The 16,711-nt window shown below is 51.8% G+C and carries 14 protein-coding genes; 13 read left to right on the top strand and 1 reads right to left on the bottom strand.

The annotated features are described in order from the left end of the window. The first annotated feature begins 3 nt into the window (after positions 1-3). Positions 4-2,196 (top strand): alpha-galactosidase, encoded by a 2,193-nt coding sequence (locus MRBLPE1_RS31030; protein ID WP_364153799.1) that lies wholly within the window; start codon positions 4-6, stop codon positions 2,194-2,196. 207 nt (positions 2,197-2,403) lie between these two features. Here the strand turns inward: MRBLPE1_RS31030 and MRBLPE1_RS31025 are convergent, their stop codons facing one another. After that, a complete protein-coding gene (locus MRBLPE1_RS31025) occupies positions 2,404-2,697 on the bottom strand; it encodes a hypothetical protein (RefSeq protein WP_364153796.1) in 294 nt (97 codons plus the stop codon). 381 nt (positions 2,698-3,078) lie between these two features. On the opposite strand from MRBLPE1_RS31025, the gene MRBLPE1_RS31020 reads away from it, so the two are divergent. The 12 genes from MRBLPE1_RS31020 to MRBLPE1_RS30965 all read left to right on the top strand — a co-directional run bounded on the left by MRBLPE1_RS31020 (position 3,079) and on the right by MRBLPE1_RS30965 (position 16,560). Further along, complete coding sequence (locus tag MRBLPE1_RS31020) at positions 3,079-3,447, top strand: MmcQ/YjbR family DNA-binding protein (RefSeq protein WP_364153793.1); 369 nt, start codon at positions 3,079-3,081, stop codon at positions 3,445-3,447. Positions 3,448-3,574: 127 nt separating this feature from the next. After that, positions 3,575-4,024, top strand: coding sequence for an SDR family NAD(P)-dependent oxidoreductase (locus MRBLPE1_RS31015; protein WP_364153791.1), 450 nt, complete (start codon positions 3,575-3,577; stop codon positions 4,022-4,024). Positions 4,025-4,303: 279 nt separating this feature from the next. Beyond that, the gene (locus MRBLPE1_RS31010; protein WP_364153788.1) at positions 4,304-5,701 is read left to right on the top strand and encodes an LLM class flavin-dependent oxidoreductase; all 1,398 of its coding nucleotides are present in this window, start codon (positions 4,304-4,306) and stop codon (positions 5,699-5,701) included. Between the two features lie 30 nt (positions 5,702-5,731). Continuing rightward, positions 5,732-7,402, top strand: a complete 1,671-nt coding sequence (locus MRBLPE1_RS31005; protein ID WP_364153785.1) for an ABC transporter substrate-binding protein — start codon at positions 5,732-5,734, stop codon at positions 7,400-7,402. Positions 7,403-7,465: 63 nt separating this feature from the next. Beyond that, positions 7,466-8,392 carry an ABC transporter permease gene (locus tag MRBLPE1_RS31000; protein ID WP_364153782.1) on the top strand — a complete coding sequence of 309 codons (927 nt, stop codon included), beginning with the start codon at positions 7,466-7,468 and terminating at the stop codon, positions 8,390-8,392. A gap of 17 nt (positions 8,393-8,409) precedes the next feature. After that, a complete protein-coding gene (locus MRBLPE1_RS30995) occupies positions 8,410-9,303 on the top strand; it encodes an ABC transporter permease (RefSeq protein WP_414698946.1) in 894 nt (297 codons plus the stop codon). 15 nt (positions 9,304-9,318) lie between these two features. Further along, positions 9,319-11,349, top strand: coding sequence for an ABC transporter ATP-binding protein (locus MRBLPE1_RS30990; RefSeq protein WP_364153779.1), 2,031 nt, complete (start codon positions 9,319-9,321; stop codon positions 11,347-11,349). A 138-nt stretch (positions 11,350-11,487) separates the two neighbouring features. Then, entirely contained in the window at positions 11,488-12,327 is an 840-nt protein-coding gene (locus tag MRBLPE1_RS30985) for an STM4015 family protein (protein WP_364154256.1), read from the top strand. Further along, positions 12,327-13,535, top strand: coding sequence for an STM4014 family protein (locus MRBLPE1_RS30980; RefSeq protein WP_364153776.1), 1,209 nt, complete (start codon positions 12,327-12,329; stop codon positions 13,533-13,535). The genes MRBLPE1_RS30985 and MRBLPE1_RS30980 overlap by 1 nt, the downstream gene beginning before the upstream one ends. 6 nt (positions 13,536-13,541) lie before the next feature. Next, positions 13,542-14,327, top strand: a complete 786-nt coding sequence (locus MRBLPE1_RS30975) for an STM4013/SEN3800 family hydrolase (protein ID WP_364153773.1) — start codon at positions 13,542-13,544, stop codon at positions 14,325-14,327. A gap of 17 nt (positions 14,328-14,344) precedes the next feature. After that, positions 14,345-15,700 carry an STM4012 family radical SAM protein gene (locus MRBLPE1_RS30970; protein ID WP_414698950.1) on the top strand — a complete coding sequence of 452 codons (1,356 nt, stop codon included), beginning with the start codon at positions 14,345-14,347 and terminating at the stop codon, positions 15,698-15,700. Next, a complete protein-coding gene (locus tag MRBLPE1_RS30965; RefSeq protein WP_364153770.1) occupies positions 15,697-16,560 on the top strand; it encodes an STM4011 family radical SAM protein in 864 nt (287 codons plus the stop codon). Before MRBLPE1_RS30970 ends, MRBLPE1_RS30965 begins: the two co-directional genes overlap by 4 nt. The last annotated feature ends 151 nt before the right edge of the window (positions 16,561-16,711 follow it).

Raw genomic sequence — 16,711 nt, 5'->3', positions numbered from 1 at the left:
ATTTTGACTATTCAATATGATCAGCAGCGTTCGTTATTCCATTTGCAAGCGAAGGATACAAGCTATGTAATCCATATCACGAAAACCGGCTATCCTGCACATATCTATTGGGGCAAAAAGGTTCGCGGCGTGCAGCTGGAGCGTCTCTTCGAGCTTGCCGTTAGAGCTTCCTTCACGCCAAGCACCGAGCTTGACCAGCTGGAATTGTCGCTCGACACGCTGCCGCATGAATACCCGGCTTATGGCAATTCCGATTTCCGGATGCCCGCCTTTCAAGTTCAGCTCCCTAACGGGACGACGATATCGGATCTGCGTTTTGATTCCTACAAAATCGTAAACGGAAAGCCAGCGCTGGACGGACTGCCGGCAACGTATGCGGAAAGCGACGAAGAAGCGCAAACCCTTGAAATTACATTGAAGGATGAGTTAATCGGCTTATCCGTTATTTTGTCCTACACGGTATTCGAACAATTCGACGCCATTGCCCGTTCGGCTAGAATCGTCAATAACGGCTCCGGCACGCTGCAGCTGCAGCGCGCATTCAGCATGAGTCTTGATTTTGCCCATGATCGCTTTGAAATGCTGCAGTTATCCGGCGCTTGGATTCGCGAACGCCATGTTCATAAGCGCAAGCTTGTGCCGGGCTTGCAATCGGTGGAGAGCCGCAGAGGCTCAAGCAGCCATATGCAAAACCCGTTTGTTGCCTTGCTCTCAGAAGGCGCGACGGAGGATCATGGCGATGTTTATGGCGTTAACCTGGTTTACAGCGGTAATTTCACGGCAGGCGTAGAGGTTGATCAATTCCATGCGGCGCGTTTGTTTATCGGCATCAATCCTTTTGATTTTAATTGGAGATTGGAGCCGGGCGAGCAGTTCCAGACGCCGGAAGCGGTTATGGTTCATTCGGAGCACGGGCTCGGCGGCATGTCGCGCAGCTTCCATGATATTTACCGCGCACGCTTAATTCGCGGAACATTCCGCGATCAGACCCGCCCGATTCTCGTCAACAACTGGGAAGCAACGTATTTCAACTTTAACGCGGACAAAATTGAAGATATCGCGCGCGCCGGGCAAGAGCTTGGTATCGAGCTGTTCGTGCTGGATGACGGCTGGTTCGGCAAGCGGGATAACGATAACACCTCGCTTGGAGATTGGTTCGTAGACCGCAACAAGCTGCCAAACGGTCTCGAGGATTTGGTAAGCCGCGTAAAAAGGCTGGATATGCAGTTCGGCTTATGGTTCGAGCCGGAGATGATCTCGCCGGAGAGCGAGCTCTATAAGGCGCATCCGGATTGGTGCCTTCATGTGGAGGGACGCAGACGGACGCAAGCGAGACAACAGCTTGTTCTCGACTTGTCCCGCAAGGATGTTCAAGAATATATCGTGAAGTCGATCTCGGATATTCTCTCCAGCGCTCCGATTACGTACGTGAAATGGGACATGAACCGCAATATGACGGAAATCGGCTCAGCGCTGCTGCCTGCAGAGCGCCAACGCGAGACGGCGCATCGTTATATGCTGGGCCTCTACTCGGTGCTTGAGCAGATTACATCTGCTTTCCCGCAGATTTTGTTCGAGAGCTGCTCCGGCGGCGGCGGACGCTTCGATGCAGGCATGCTCTACTATATGCCGCAAACCTGGACAAGCGATAACTCCGATGCGGTGTCCCGTTTGAAAATCCAATACGGAACAAGCATCGTTTATCCGGTAAGCTCGATGGGCGCGCATGTATCTGCCGTGCCTAACCATCAGGTCGGCCGCATCACTTCCTTGGAGACGAGAGGCAATGTGGCGCTCTCCGGCAACTTTGGTTATGAACTGGATCTAACACAGTTTACCGAGGAAGAGAAAGAGGCGGTTAAGGAGCAGGTTGCGTTATACAAAGATGTACGCCACCTTGTGCAATTTGGCGATTTTTACCGACTGCTAAGTCCGTTCGAGGGGAATGAAACCGCTTGGATGTTCGTTTCGAAAGATAAAAGCGAAGCGTTCGTTGTATTCATATCGGTTCTGCAGGAGCCGAATCCGAAGCTGAACCGGTTCCGTCTAAAAGGACTTGATCCGAACCGTGACTACAAGCTGCACGGAGAAGAAACGGTATACGGCGGCGACCAGCTGTTGTATGCGGGTCTTGCAACTCCACAGTTTTTCGGCGACTATTCAAGCAAAGTATACCGTTTCAATGCAGTAGAATAGAAGCGCGGATTTATTTGGAATAGAGGAAAGGGCGATCCCCGAAGCTGCAAGCTGAGCTAAGGATCGCCCTTTTTTTGTTTGCAGCCGGCATTTCTTCAGCTGAGCAATAAACCATCCTAAATGGAGAATGACTTAGAAAAAGGGCGCCCGTAAGCGTGTATATATGCTTACGGGCGCCTTTTGTATTGTATTTATCAGCTGTTTTTTCTAGTACATCGAGGATGAGGCAGCTGCTGCAATGAGTATGACGGCAATAATAGCGTAGATAACAAGAACGATGGCGCCCCAAATTAAGGAAGCTTTAAAATAATTTTTCTTTGTCGGGTTGCCTTCGCCGAATGCCCATACAAACATCATTATGATGTTTACGATCGGAATGATCAGAATGAGCATCGTGAGCATCCACTCTTTTACCGTAATAACGGGTGAAACCTGTTGATTCTGATCGTAGCCGTAACCCGGCACGCCCGGATTTACTTGAGGCTGCTGAAAATTGTCCATTTCATTATCTCCTTTAATATCGAACTGCTGTAACCATTTGTGCACAAATTTATTATATATAAATTTCTTAGGTTTACAACATCTATTTTTGTAAAATATAGTCTCTTGTATAAAAATATTATAGGCTTGTCAGGATTTATTTTTGGAAAATTAGTAGGTTGTTGTCGATTGTTAAAAATATCCTACTAAACTATTAAACCAATATTTAATATTTAAAACATTCTTTTATTCTACGATTTGAATTAACTTGGCAAGTGACGTGTCCTTGACAAATAAACAAGCATTTTCTTTAATCGTCATTTTTGATAATCTAAATGAAACATGGAATACGGGTGTCATCACGCAGGAAATAATACGAATAATGAATGGAGGAGGGCTCATATGACAGAGAATTGGAGCGGAATGAAAACGCCTGAAGGGATTAGCATGCTTAAGCAGGTGCGCAGCATCGTTATGGCATTACCCGAGGCAATAGAGCTGATTGATGGGCACGGGCATACAACGTTCAAAGTAAAGGACAAGTCGTTTATCATCATGAGCGACTATGGCATTACCTTCAAGTCGGATTTAGAGAACCAGGAGATTCTCCTGCAGCAGGAACGATTCTTCAAGCCGAAATACATAGGGCATCGCGGCTGGGTGTCTATTAGCGAGCCAAGCGACTGGGAAGAGATGGGTATCCTGCTCAAAGAGGCTTATATGCATGCTGCGCCCAAACGTCTGCTGAAGCAGTTCCTGGCAACCGAATAAGAGAAGGGAAAAGCTTGAGGCTCTTTTTTTCCTAAAAGATATAGACACTTTTAGTGTCTTTTTTTGAGGTTTTACAGTTCACTAGTAACCTGCTGATCGCAGCGTAATCCTATTAAACCTGCCGCATATGCGCGCGCGGGGAACAGGAAAAATCATAAACATTAGCAGCGGTGCCGGCATTATCGGATTCTCGAATACAGGGCCTTATTCAGCTTCGAAGTTTGCAATAGAAGGCTTCAGCGAAGCTTTGCGTTTGGAGCTGCTCCCATTTTCCATACCTGTCGTGCTGGTTCATCCGGGAACCTATGACACCGGTATTTCAGCCAAGCATGTATATCGCACCCAGTCCAATTCCCCGTACAGCAAAATGACCGAGCGCTTCAATCAATTTAACCAAAAGTCGGAGCGAAATGCGCCAAATCCCATGCATGTTGCCATTACAATCGTGAAAATATGCCACTCCCGCAATCCCAAGCTCCGTTATATCTGCGGCAGCGATGCCAAAATGATCTTCCTCATGAAAAAGCTGCTCCCGTGGCGGGCCATCGAATGGATTCTTCGCAGAGTGCTGCACTAATTCATGAACTCCGTTAACTATCGAAGGGGACAAGCTGGCCGGTTCCCCTTTACTCCCATCACCCCTTTCACTGCTAAGTAAGCGAGCGCATTGAATTAATGTATAAAGCAATAGAACATATCTATTATGAATGCGATTGACTGTAATTCAATTCAGGTGATAGACTCATCTCAACATAAAACCGACAAAACCTATTTGAATTATTGAATATTGACGTTGGATGGCTTGCTGCGTTTTTTTCATAACGATTTCATTAATAAAATGAGGAGTGAAGAGTGTATGGCAGAGCAAAGAAAATTAAGATTGGGTGCAGTATTACACGGTGCCGGAGGAAATTTAGCAGGCTGGAGACATCCTGATGCCGTGGCGGACGCGAGCGTTAACTTCGCATTTTATAAGCAGCAGGCCTTAAAGGCAGAAGAGGGAAAATTTGATTTTCTATTTATCGCAGACGGACTTTTTATTACCGAAAAATCGAATCCCCATTTCTTGAATCGTTTCGAACCGATTACGATACTATCCGCGCTCGGCGCAGCCACTTCAAAAATTGGGCTGGTCGGTACATTGTCGACTTCCTACAGCCAGCCGTTTACGGTATCAAGGCAATTTTCTTCCCTTGATCACATTAGCGGCGGGCGAGCAGGCTGGAATGTCGTGACATCCCCTTTGGAGGGGACCGCGCTCAACTACAGTCTCCCCCTAGGCGAGCATCCGGATCACAGCAAACGCTACCGCATTGCAGCGGAATATTTGAAGGTAGCGAGAGGTTTATGGGATTCATGGGAAGATGACGCATTTGTCCGCAATAAAGAAACCGGCCAGTTTTTTGAACCAAGCAAGCTGCACGCGTTAAACCACGAAGGAGAATTTTTCTCCGTCAAAGGGCCGCTTAATATCGCAAGATCAAAGCAGGGACAGCCGGTCGTTTTCCAAGCAGGCTCCTCGGAAAGCGGAAGGAATCTGGCGGCTGCTTCAGCGGATGCCGTGTTCACGAATCACGAAACGTTAGAGGAAGCAAAAGCCTTCTATCAGGATGTGAAACGCAGAGCCGCGGAGCTCGGCCGCTCGCCGGAAGAAATTCTTATTTTCCCGGGAATCGGCGTCATCGTTGGAGAAACGGATGAGGAAGCAGAGCGCAAATATGAGCAGGTCGCTAACTTAATCAGCATCGATAATGCGCTCGATAACTTAGGCCGGTTTTTTGAGCATCATGATTTTACGCAATATCCGCTGGATGGACCGTTCCCTGAGCTAGGCGAACTCGGCAAAAACAGCTTCCAAAGCACAACGGACAAAATTAAACGCGAAGCGCAGGAGCAAAACTTAACTTTGCGTCAAGTCGCTGTGCGCTCTGCAACACCAAGGACGCCGTTTATCGGAACGCCGGAGAAGGTGGCTGATCGGATTCAAGAATGGTTCGAGCAGGGAGCCGTTGACGGCTTTATTATCGGCGCGGGCGTTCCGACGGGGCTGGATGAATTCGTAGAGCATGTTATTCCTGTTCTTCAGCAGCGCGGCTTGTTCCGTACGGATTACGAGTCGGATACGCTGAGAGGCCATTTAGGCCTGCCCATTCCAATTAATCGTTACACGGAGCAGCGAAGCAAGCAGCCGGATTCACTTGAGCAGGACGCGGCATCGGAAGCTGCGGCAGCACAGGCGAACGGGGCGGTATAACCTGATCAGAGAGAATGGGGAGAAATAAATATGGTAAAAAAACGAGCAGGCTGGAAAACAATTATCGCGCTCACTGCAGCATTCACATTGCTGCTGAGCGGGTGCGCAGGCACAAATAAATCGAATAGCGCTAGCGAGCGTGCGGCATCAAACGCTAATGCAGAAACAACAGAAGCGGCTGTGCCTGTCAAGGGAGGAGAACTCTCCTATGCGCTTGCCACATCCCCGGATACGCTTGATCCGCATCGCAGCGGCTTGGCCGTGGCGGTTCGCGCCATTCGAACGATCCATGACAGCCTGGTAGCGCAGGTGCCTGACGGCACCATCCAGCCTTGGCTGGCTACGGAATGGGAAGTATCGGAGGACGGAAAGAGCTATACCTTCAAGCTTAGGCAAGACGTTAAATTTCATGACGGTACCACCTTTAACGCCGAGGCCGTGAAGTATAATTACGACCGCATTCTAAATCCGGAGACGAAGGCCGCAAACTCCGCAGCTTTGATCAGGCCTTATCAATCGTCCGAAATCATCGACGAGTACACCATAAAGTTGAATTTGGAGACTCCGTCCAATGCGTTTCTTGGCAATTTAAGCCAAGCGCTAGTTAGTATCGTTTCGCCAACGGCGGCGCGGAAATACGGAGATCAGCTCGGCAAAAACCCCGTAGGAACAGGGCCTTTTAAATTCGTGAGCTGGGAAGAAAATTCCCAAATCATCGTGGAGCGCAACCAAGATTATAAATGGGCGCCGCCTCTGGTAGAGAACAAAGAAGCACCCTATCTCGATAAAGTGGTCTTTAAAATCGCGCCTGAGGAAGCAACGCGGATCGGGAGCGTACAGAGCGGTCAAGTTCTCGCAGGGGAGACGATCCCACCGCAAAATATTCTCGCGCTGGAGAAGGATGAGAAGCTCCAGCTATTCAAGTCCAACACGCAAGGCCTGCCATATACCTTATTCATTAATCAAAACAAAGCACCGTGGAATGAATTGAAAGCAAGGCAAGCGCTGCAAGCAGCCATCGATGTCGACGCGATCGTCAAAACGTTATATTTAGGCACGTACGACCGTGCATGGTCGCCGCTCACGCCGGGTACGTTTGGTTATGACAAGTCTCTGGAAGGCGGTGTGAAACCTAACCTCGATAAGGCAAACGCATTGTTGGATGAGCTTGGTTATGTGAAAGGAGCGGACGGCCTGCGTACCAAAGACGGCAAAAAACTAACCCTTCATTATGTCGACGGTTCTCCAAACCGGGAAAAAAGAAATGACATTGCCGCCATCATCCAGCAGCAGTTAAAGCAAATCGGCGTCGAGGTGGAAGTCGAAATTACAAAGGATGTCCGCACGGTCGTATTCGAAAATGCAAACTACGACATCTACGGAAACAGCCAGGTAAACTCGGATCCCGAGGCGCTGCGTTCCTTCTATCATTCAGGAGCAGTCAGCGTAGGCGGAAACCAGAACCTCGCTGCTTACAAAAACGCCGAGGTGGACGGCTGGATCGATCAAGGATTGATCGAGAAGGATACCGCTAAACGCCAGGAGCTGTACGCGAACGTTCAGAAAGCAATTATCGAGCAAGCGGTCATTATTCCGATCTATGTATTCCCGTATACAATCGCCGCTTCGAAATCGGTGCAAGGCATCAAGTTTGACTCGCTCGCCTATCCGTTGTTTAATGATGCGTTTATTCAAAAGTAAACCGTCACTTGCTTGAAAGGAAGACCATTGTTTTAGCTATACATTACATGCAGGAGGTAAGTCATGCTTAAAACGATTAGTATACGGTTGTTTACCTCCTTATTGGTCATACTCGGCTCGCTCGTGCTCGTATTTGTCATTGTTTATTTGCTGCCGGGAGATCCTGTCATGTCGATGGTCGATCCAAGCACGGTTTCCCCCGAGGTTCTGGCTAATTTGCGAGCGCAGCTAGGCGTGGACCGCCCGCTATACGAGCAGTTTGCTTCTTATGTCGGAAAAGTGCTGCAAGGGGATTTCGGCAAATCGATTGTGAATGACGAGCCCGTACTGCCAAAAATCATCGAGCATCTGCCTGCGACGCTGGCTTTGACGGCAGCAAGCTGCTTCATTGCCGCGGTAGTCGGGATCTGGCTTGGCGTATTATCGGCCATCCACCGAGATCGTTGGATTGATCTTACGGCAAGAGTAGTCGGCCTATTCGGCATCTCGATGCCGACCTTCTGGTCCGGTATTCTGCTCATTCTTATTTTCTCGATTACGCTCGACTGGTTTCCGGCGATGGGCTCCGAGGGCTGGAAGACGCTCGTCCTCCCGGCGGTCGGTCTCGGTATTGTCGGGGCCGGGTTTGTCGTCAGGCTGGTTCGCAACAGTATGCTGGAGGTCATCAATGAGCCATTTATCGTGACGTTGCGGGCAAAAGGCATATCGGAGAAACTTGTGATGTACCGTCACGCGCTTCGCAACGCATTGATTCCGGCATTAACCATGATTGGCGTGCTGAGCGGCGAGCTGCTGGCGGGAACGGTTGTCATCGAGACGGTATTCTCCCGCCAAGGCATTGGCAGAGTCATATCGGATGCGCTGATGTCCAAGGATTTGCCAGTCGTGCAAGGCGTTGTCTTTTTCTCGGCGGTCATGTATGTAATTATCAATTTAATCGTGGACCTCTCCTACCGGATGATCGATCCGAGAGTAAGACGTTCGCAATAGGCAAAGGGGAGTGTGGCATGAAGGAGTCCGCGCTTGTCAAAGCGGCTTGGCCCCGAATGAGGGCAGCACGGCGTTCGGCACCCAGTACGGGAAAACTTAATGTATCCAACTTGCTCGTCTATGCAGCCGGCTTTGTCGTCGTTTTTATTGTTTTATGCGCCTTGTTTCCAAGTCGGATTGCGCCTTATTCACCTACTGAAATGATCATGACCGACATCATGCTGCCTCCGAGCCTCTCGCATTGGTTTGGCACCGATTATTATGGCCGTGATGTATTCAGCGTTGTCGTCTACGGCAGCCGCGATTCCCTGCTTATCGGCCTTGCCTCCGTCATTGTCGGGGGGCTGTTAGGAGCTGCGCTTGGCGCATTGTCTGGCTTTCTCGGCGGTATATTCGATACGGTTATCATGGGTTTTATTGAGGTATTGATGACGATTCCGGGTATCTTGTTCGCATTAGCGATTGCGGCAGCGATGGGACCGAGCCTTTTTAACGTTGTGCTGGCTGTCGCCTTGTCTGCGGTCCCCGGTTATGCAAGGGTATTTCGCGGCCAAATCATGAGCGTAAAAGGACGCCCGTTCATTACGGCGGCTAGATCGGTCGGCGCGGGCAGCCTGCGCATCTTCTTCCGGCATGTCCTTCCGAATGCGTGGTCGCCGCTGCTCGTCATGGCAACAATCGGATTAGGCACCTCGATTCTCGTGGGCTCCGGACTCAGCTTTCTTGGACTTGGCGTGATCAAGGAAATTCCCGATTGGGGCACGCTGCTGTCGCAAGGAAGAGGATATCTGACCGTAGCCTGGTGGATGTCCACTTTCCCGGGCCTTGCCATTACGCTTCTCGTGTTATCGGTCAATCTGATGGGCGATAAGCTGAGAGACTGGATCGATCCGAAGAAAAACAGGATTTAAGGAGGAGGCATTGATTTGAAAGCACTGCTTGAAATCGAGCATTTAACCGTCAAGTTTGCCACTCCAAAAGGCTGGTTGACTGCTATTTCGGATGTTTCCTTGAGCATGAAGCCGGGCGAGACGGTATGCCTCGTCGGAGAATCCGGCAGCGGCAAGACGATTACCTCGAAATCCGTCATGCGTTTAATCGATTATGAGAATGGCATAATCGCAAGCGGCGAGATGAAGCTGGGCGGCATCGATCTTGTGCGCGCTCCTCAAAAAAATATGCGTACGCTGCGCGGCAAGAAAATGGCGATGATCTTTCAGGAGCCGATGTCTGCTTTTGATCCGGTTTTCACGATCGGAAGTCAAATGATCGAAGTCATGCTCGGGCATAAAATGAGCAGCCGGGAGAAAGCGCGGGAGCGGGCCGTGTATTTGCTCGAACGCGTTGGCATTCCCGAGCCCGATCTGCGAATGAAGCAATATCCAAGCGAGCTGTCCGGCGGAATGCTGCAGCGGGCGATGATTGCGATGGCGCTGGCCTGCGGGCCGGAGCTGCTGATTGCAGATGAGCCGACAACGGCTTTAGATATGACGATACAAGCACAAATCCTGCAGCTGCTGCAGGAGCTAAAAGCTGAATTCAATATGTCTATTCTGCTTATTACGCATGATATGGGCATTGCCGCGGAGATGGCCGACCGCATCATCGTCATGTATGCCGGCGAAGTGGTCGAGCAAGCGACAGCGGCCCAGCTGTTTGAGCGGCCGCATCATCCTTACACGCAGGGGCTCCTCCGTTCCGTGACGACGCTCGATAGCGAGAGAGGCAGCAGGCTTTACTCGATCGAAGGGAGCATTCCGAATTTATTCGAGCTGCCTGCCGGCTGCCGATTTCATCCGCGCTGTTCCCATGCCACGGAGAAATGCGCGAAGGAAAGCCCTCCTTTATTGGATGTGAATGATCGGCAGGCGGCCTGCTGGTACGCGAATGAGCTGGCTGAGGCGTGGGATTTGACTCAAGCTAAGCAGACCAGCGAGGTATGGGCAGCTCAGGAAGCCGTTCCAGTCAGCCGCGGGGTGGAACCAGCCTCCGCAGAAAATATATTTGAGATTGAAGGCCTGCGAAAATACTATCCGCTCGGAAAAAGCTTGCTGACCCGGCATTCCTCCGTCATTCGTGCCGTAGATAATGTCTCCTTTCAGATCCGGAAGGGGGAGACCTTTGGTCTCGTCGGGGAATCCGGCAGCGGCAAGTCGACGCTCGGCCGTGTCATTATGCAGCTGGAGAAAGCGACTTCCGGGAAGGTGAAATTCGCAGGGCAGAGCCTAACGGAGATGAGGCCTTCGCAGCTGCATGACGTACGCAAGGACATGCAGATGATCTTTCAGGATCCCTATGGCTCCATGAACCCGCGCTGGCGAGTAGGCGATATCATCGGGGAGCCGCTGTCGATCCATACCTCGCTGAGCGCAGCGGAAAAAAAATCAAGAATTGAAGAGCTGCTGCATGTGGTTGGACTAAATCCGTCCTGGCATGAGCGCTATCCGCATGAGTTCTCTGGCGGTCAACGGCAGCGCATTGGCATAGCGAGAGCCATTGCGCTGCGGCCTTCCTTTGTCCTTGCCGATGAAGCCGTGTCTGCGCTTGATGTGTCGGTGCAAGCTCAAATCGTAAACTTGATGCAGGATCTGCAGCAAAATCTCGGGCTGACTTATTTATTTATCGCGCACGGGCTTCATGTCGTTAGACATATTTCGAATCGAATCGGCGTCATGTATTTAGGCCAGCTTGTCGAGATAGCGGACAGCGAGGAATTGTTTACTCACCCGGCGCATCATTATACGAAAGCGCTGATTGCCTCGATTCCTTGGCCCGATCCCAACCGCAAGCGGGAGTTTCAAGCCATCAGCGGTGAAATTCCATCCCCCGCCAGTCCGCCTTCCGGCTGCCGCTTTCATACGCGCTGCCCCGCAGCGACCGCACTTTGCAAGACCGAGGAGCCAGAGCTGAAACTTATCGATCAAGAACACTGGGCAGCATGCCATTATCCGGCTTAAAGGCCGACGGCTCCGCAAAAGGGGCCGTTTGGCCTTTTTGCCATGTGCATGAACAGATGTGACTATGGGACCATTGACGCACTGAAAAATGCCATGTTACGCTACCTTTATATGGAAACAATTGGAGGGATACACTTGATTGAAATTCGCTTATCGGTAGGTTATGACGAGTATGAAGAAGGGGTAAGGATGTCCAGCTTGATCGAAAAACTGGCATCGAGCCCGGATGGCGAGAAGCTGTCTATACTAACGATTGGCGATTGGGGTCAGGCGTATGAAAATTCTCCGGATAGCTTTCTGGAAACGTTGATTAGTCATAAGGATTCTTTTCCTAACTTAACGAAAATATTTATTGGCGATATGGGCTTTGAAGAATGCGAGGTGTCTTGGATTAACCAGACGAACCTCTCGCCGCTGCTTGAAGCTTTTCCAAATTTGAAATCCCTATCCATCAAAGGGAGCCAGGAGCTGAGCCTGCAGCCTCTCGTTCATGAGAAGCTGGAGGAGCTGGTCGTCATTTGCGGCGGCTTGCCGAGATCCGTGCTGGAGGAAATAACGAGCGCGAAGCTGCCTGAGCTGAGGAAGCTGGAGCTTTATTTGGGCGTTGAGGATTACGGCTTTGACGGCGGCATAGAGGATATTCTTCCGCTGCTTCAAGGCGGTTTGTTTCCGAAGCTCAAATATTTGGGCTTGAAGGACAGCGAGATTCAAGACGAGATCGCGATCGCGATTGCCGATGCACCGATTTTGGACCAACTCGATACGCTTGATTTGTCATATGGCACATTGACCGATGAAGGCGGAGAAGCGCTGCTGGCAAGCACACGGATCCGCGGCCTGAAGCATATTAATCTAAGCTATCATTTTATGTCCGACGAGCTGCTGCTCCGCTGGCAGCAATCAGGCTTGTCCGTAGATGTGACAGACCAGCAGGAAACGGATGAAGACGACTGGCGCTATCCATTCCTTACGGAATAATGGCTGATTTCGAGAAGCCTTATCTAGTCGTCGGAAATCCATCCAATAAACGGACAATGTCGCTGCAAGCTGCAAGGAGAAAGCTGGGGTTTGCGCCGGCTGTCGTGCTTTCTTATGAACAGCTGCTCAATCGCACGTATTACATAGGTGATGCACTGAGAAAGCATGCCAGGCAGGGGGGAGTGATCCTCCGGTTTGACGCGCCTGGCGAGAATCCGGCTGTGGAGCGGGAGCTCATCGCATGGGGAGCGCCTGACCGAAGCGGCGACGATGTGTTTTGGTCGGCTGGCTCTTTGCCGCACAGCATTTCGATTTCCTCGGCGGAGGCGCTCCTGCTGCCGTCTGACCATGGACGGTTATTTTATCCGGCCCAATGGTACCGAGGGTATTGCCGCTTTCTAGCGGCGATGCAGCGGGAAGTAAAGGACTCCGGCGTTTCCGTTTCCTGGGTGAATTCACCGGGTAGCATCGCTGCAATGTTCGACAAAAGAACCTGCTGGCAGCTGCTTGAGCGCCGCGGCCTGCAGCTGCCGGCATTGCCTGCGCCTGTCGGGTCTATAAAAAGCTACGAAGGGCTCCAAGCCGCCATTAAAGCAAGCGGCATGAAGCGTCTGTTCATCAAACTCGCCTGCGGCTCGGGAGCCGCAGGCGTTATCGCTTATCAGATGAATCCGCGCAGCGGCGAAGAGCTTGCCATAACAACGATCGGCATGGAAGAAAGCGCTGGCGGCACCAGCTTTTATAACGCGGGGCTGCTGCGGCGTTACCGGGAGTCTGCGGATATCCGGCGAATCATCGATTGGGTTTGCCGAGAAGGCGCGCATATCGAGCGCTGGATCGAGAAGGAAAGCTTCGAGAGCAAGTCATTTGACGTGCGGCAGCTCGTTGTCAACGGGGAAGCCTGCCACACCGTGCTGCGGTTAAGCAGTACGCCTATCACCAATTTGCATCTCCGCAACGAACGGAGCATGGATGTCGACCGGCTTCTCTCCGTTGCGGTGAAGCAGGCGGTGAAGCAGACAGCCGAAGACGCGCTCCGCGCATTTCCAGGCAGCTCTTCCGCAGGGGTCGACGTACTCGTTCAAAGAGGAAGCGGCGCGACCTACGCGATAGACATCAATCCTTTCGGCGATTTGCTGTATGGCGCCGAGCATGAGGGGATGAACACCTACGAGTGGCAGATGCGGCAGCTTCTGAGAAAGGATTAAGCAGGTATGCTGGATATGAACCAAATCGTGGGTACCCACGATATTTTGATGATCACGCTTGATACGCTGCGCTATGACGCGGCAAAGCTTGAGGAGGAGAATTGTCCGAATCTCTGTGCGGACGGAGGGTGGGAGAAGCGGCATACGCCGGGCAGCTTTACCTATGCAGCCCATCACGCCTTTTTTGGCGGCTTTCTCCCTACGCCTGCAACCACCGACAAAGCTTCTCATGTAAGGCTGTTTCATACGAAAAACACGGGACTCAAAACGCACCCGCATACTTGGTTATTTGATGCCCCGGATCTCATATCCGGCTTGCAGGAGGCGGGTTACCGGACGATCTGCATCGGAGGCGTCATTTTTTTTACGAAAAAAAATAAGCTGGCTAAGGTTTTGCCTAGTTATTTTCAAGAAAGCTACTGGCGGATGACCTTTGGCGTAACCAATCCCCGTTCGGCCGAGCATCAGGTGAATCACGCGCTGAAGCTGCTGGAGAAGGCCGATCCGGCCGAAAGACTATTTTTGTTTATGAATATTTCAGCCATGCACGGACCCAATCATTATTTTGTCCCTGGGGCAAAGCAGGATTCCGTGGAGACGCAGCGGGCGGCTTTGCGATATGTTGACAGCCAGCTGGGCGTTTTGTTTGAAGCGATGCGGCGCAGGGGCAAAACGTTATGCCTGGCGTTTTCTGACCATGGGACGGCCTATGGCGAGGACGGCTATGAAGGACACCGGCTTGCGCATGAGGTGGTATGGAATGTGCCGTACCGCGAGTTTATTTTGGAATAAGGAGGGGAACCGGCTTGCTGCAATCATCATCGTTACGATCTTCTCCCGGGCTGCATGAGCTGGAGCAGCGCTGGACGGAAGCTCCATACCGTTCTTATTTGTATTCCTACCCGCATAAGACGGCTTATCGGGATTTACAGCCTGCGCAATCTTTGAAGGAGCTGTGGGAGCGGGATCAAACCGATTACTACTTTTTGTATATGCACATTCCGTTTTGCGGAGCCCGCTGCGGCTTTTGCAACCTGTTCACGCTTCCGGACCGCCGTGCCGATGTGCATGCGCAATATGTCGATGCGCTCCAGCGGCAGGCGGAGGAATGGGCGCCTTGGTTCAAAGACCGGACGTTTTCGCGGTTTGCGATTGGAGGCGGTACGCCTACGCTTCTGGAGGCATCGCAGCTGAACCGTCTGTTTGATATCGCGGAGCATACGATGGGACTTGATCCCATGTTAGCCTCGATCTCGGTGGAAACATCGCCGGAAACCGTAACGGAGGATCGGATGCGGGTGCTTAAGGAGCGGCTGGTCGACCGAGTCAGCATGGGCATTCAAAGCTTCGTCGAGGACGAAGCTGCTGCCATATACCGTCCGCAGAAGCCGCGTCTAGCGGAGGACGCGCTGGAGAAGCTGATGGCCTATCAATTTCCGCTCATCAATATCGATCTAATCTACGGCTTGCCGGGGCAAACCGCCGGTACATGGCTGTATTCGCTGGAGAAGGCGATCAGCTACGGGCCGGGTGAAATTTTCATCTATCCGCTTTACACGCGGGAGAATACGATTCTAAAACCGGAGCAAATCCGAAGCGCCGGGACGGACATTCGCCTGGAGCTGTACCATATCGCGCGTCAGCGGCTTGAGGAGGCTGGCTACAGGCAGTTTTCGATGCGGCGTTTTGCGAAGGATACGTCCTTTGCCCACAAAAACGTGCTTCCCTTCAGCTGCCAGGAGGAAGGGATGGCCGGCCTTGGCTGCGGCGCGCGCTCGTATACGCGCGAGATGCACTACGCTTCGCGATACGGCGTGAGCGCCGCGGCGACAAGGAGCATTATCGAGGACTACGTAGCAGCCGGTAGCCACGCTGCGGCGGACTACGGCTTTAGGCTCAGCGAAGCCGAGCAAAAACGCCGTTTCATTCTGAAGGCGCTGCTGCACCGCGAAGGCTTGGCGCTTTCGGCGTACGAAGAACGGTTCGGGAGCAATCCGATAGAGGAGCATTCCGAATTGCGGGAGCTGCTGAGCATTGAATTAGCCGAGCTTGCGTCCGGCGTCCTTCGGCTGACGACAAGGGGCATGGCTTATTCCGATGCGATCGGGGACGAATTTATATCGGGCGATGTCAGAGATCTGATGAATGGATATATCATTCGATGAAGGCGGTGCTTTATTACCGCGGAGCGCTGTCATCATGCAATTACGACTGTCCCTATTGTCCCTTCAGCAAAACGAAGGACAGCAAAGAGACGCTCGAGAAGGATAAGCAGCAGCTGCTCGCCTTTATGAGCTGGGTTCGCGAGCAGGGAGCCGCCGGGCACCAGCTGTCGGTTTTTTTCAATCCGTACGGGGAGGCGCTCGTGCACAAGTGGTATCGTGATGCGATGATTGAGCTGTCCGGGCTTGCGCATGTGCAGAAAGTTGCCGTGCAAACGAATTTATCCGCGAAGCTGGATTGGACGCGGCAGCTGGCAAAGGACAAGGCCGCCTTTTGGGTGACCTATCATCCAGGGCAAACGAGCGAGGCACAATTTCTGAGCCAGTGCATGAAGCTCTATGAGCAGGGAATTGCGTTTAGCGTTGGCTCGGTCGGCATCCGCAGCGCTTTTGACGCGATTGCGAGACTAAGGAGTCTGCTTCCGGAGGATGTGTACCTTTGGGTGAATGCCTTTAAAGACCGCAAAGCCTATTACAAGGATGACGAGATCAGCTATTTAACCCGGATTGATCCTTATTTTCAGCTAAATGTTCCGGATTACGCCAGCCTCGGCAAGCGCTGCGGCGCAGGCTCGAATGTTTTTTACGTGCAGGGGGCCGGCATCGTCAAGCGCTGCTACAGCGACCGCAAGGTGATCGGCCATCTCTATCGCGATGGTCTGGAGGGGCTTGCCGAAGAGCGTCCATGCGGGATGAAAAAATGCGGCTGCTACATCGGCTATATTCATATGCCAGAGCTCGGAATGGACCGTATTTACGGGGATCGCCTGCTTGAGCGGATTCCGGCTGGTTTTTCACGCTAGAAGCGGCAGGTATATGATAGGCTGTTCGTTGAAAATAACGTTTTAGAATGAGCCTGCTCAAAGAAACAGCGTCAGCCTTGGACAAGGAAATAGAGTCCGAGGCTGACGCTGTTTTATTAGGCTAACGTTTCCCGTTGCCGTCCATGCAGAT

The organism is Paenibacillus sp. LPE1-1-1.1, assembly GCF_040676435.1.
In the GTDB taxonomy this organism is placed as follows: domain Bacteria; phylum Bacillota; class Bacilli; order Paenibacillales; family Paenibacillaceae; genus Pristimantibacillus.
This window is presented reverse-complemented; position numbering and strand designations above follow the sequence as displayed.

Bases quoted from the DNA above. Each gene is read 5' to 3' on its own strand.
- MRBLPE1_RS30965 (WP_364153770.1), top strand. From the start codon at position 15,697: ATGAAGGCGGTGCTTTATTACCGCGGAGCGCTGTCATCATGCAATTAC.
- MRBLPE1_RS31015 (WP_364153791.1), top strand. From the start codon at position 3,575: ATGCGCGCGCGGGGAACAGGAAAAATCATAAACATTAGCAGCGGTGCC.
- MRBLPE1_RS30980 (WP_364153776.1), top strand. From the start codon at position 12,327: ATGGCTGATTTCGAGAAGCCTTATCTAGTCGTCGGAAATCCATCCAAT.
- MRBLPE1_RS31020 (WP_364153793.1), top strand. From the start codon at position 3,079: ATGACAGAGAATTGGAGCGGAATGAAAACGCCTGAAGGGATTAGCATG.
- MRBLPE1_RS31005 (WP_364153785.1), top strand. From the start codon at position 5,732: ATGGTAAAAAAACGAGCAGGCTGGAAAACAATTATCGCGCTCACTGCA.
- MRBLPE1_RS30995 (WP_414698946.1), top strand. From the start codon at position 8,410: ATGAAGGAGTCCGCGCTTGTCAAAGCGGCTTGGCCCCGAATGAGGGCA.
- MRBLPE1_RS31000 (WP_364153782.1), top strand. From the start codon at position 7,466: ATGCTTAAAACGATTAGTATACGGTTGTTTACCTCCTTATTGGTCATA.
- MRBLPE1_RS31025 (WP_364153796.1), bottom strand. From the start codon at position 2,697: ATGGACAATTTTCAGCAGCCTCAAGTAAATCCGGGCGTGCCGGGTTAC.
- MRBLPE1_RS30975 (WP_364153773.1), top strand. From the start codon at position 13,542: ATGCTGGATATGAACCAAATCGTGGGTACCCACGATATTTTGATGATC.
- MRBLPE1_RS31010 (WP_364153788.1), top strand. From the start codon at position 4,304: ATGGCAGAGCAAAGAAAATTAAGATTGGGTGCAGTATTACACGGTGCC.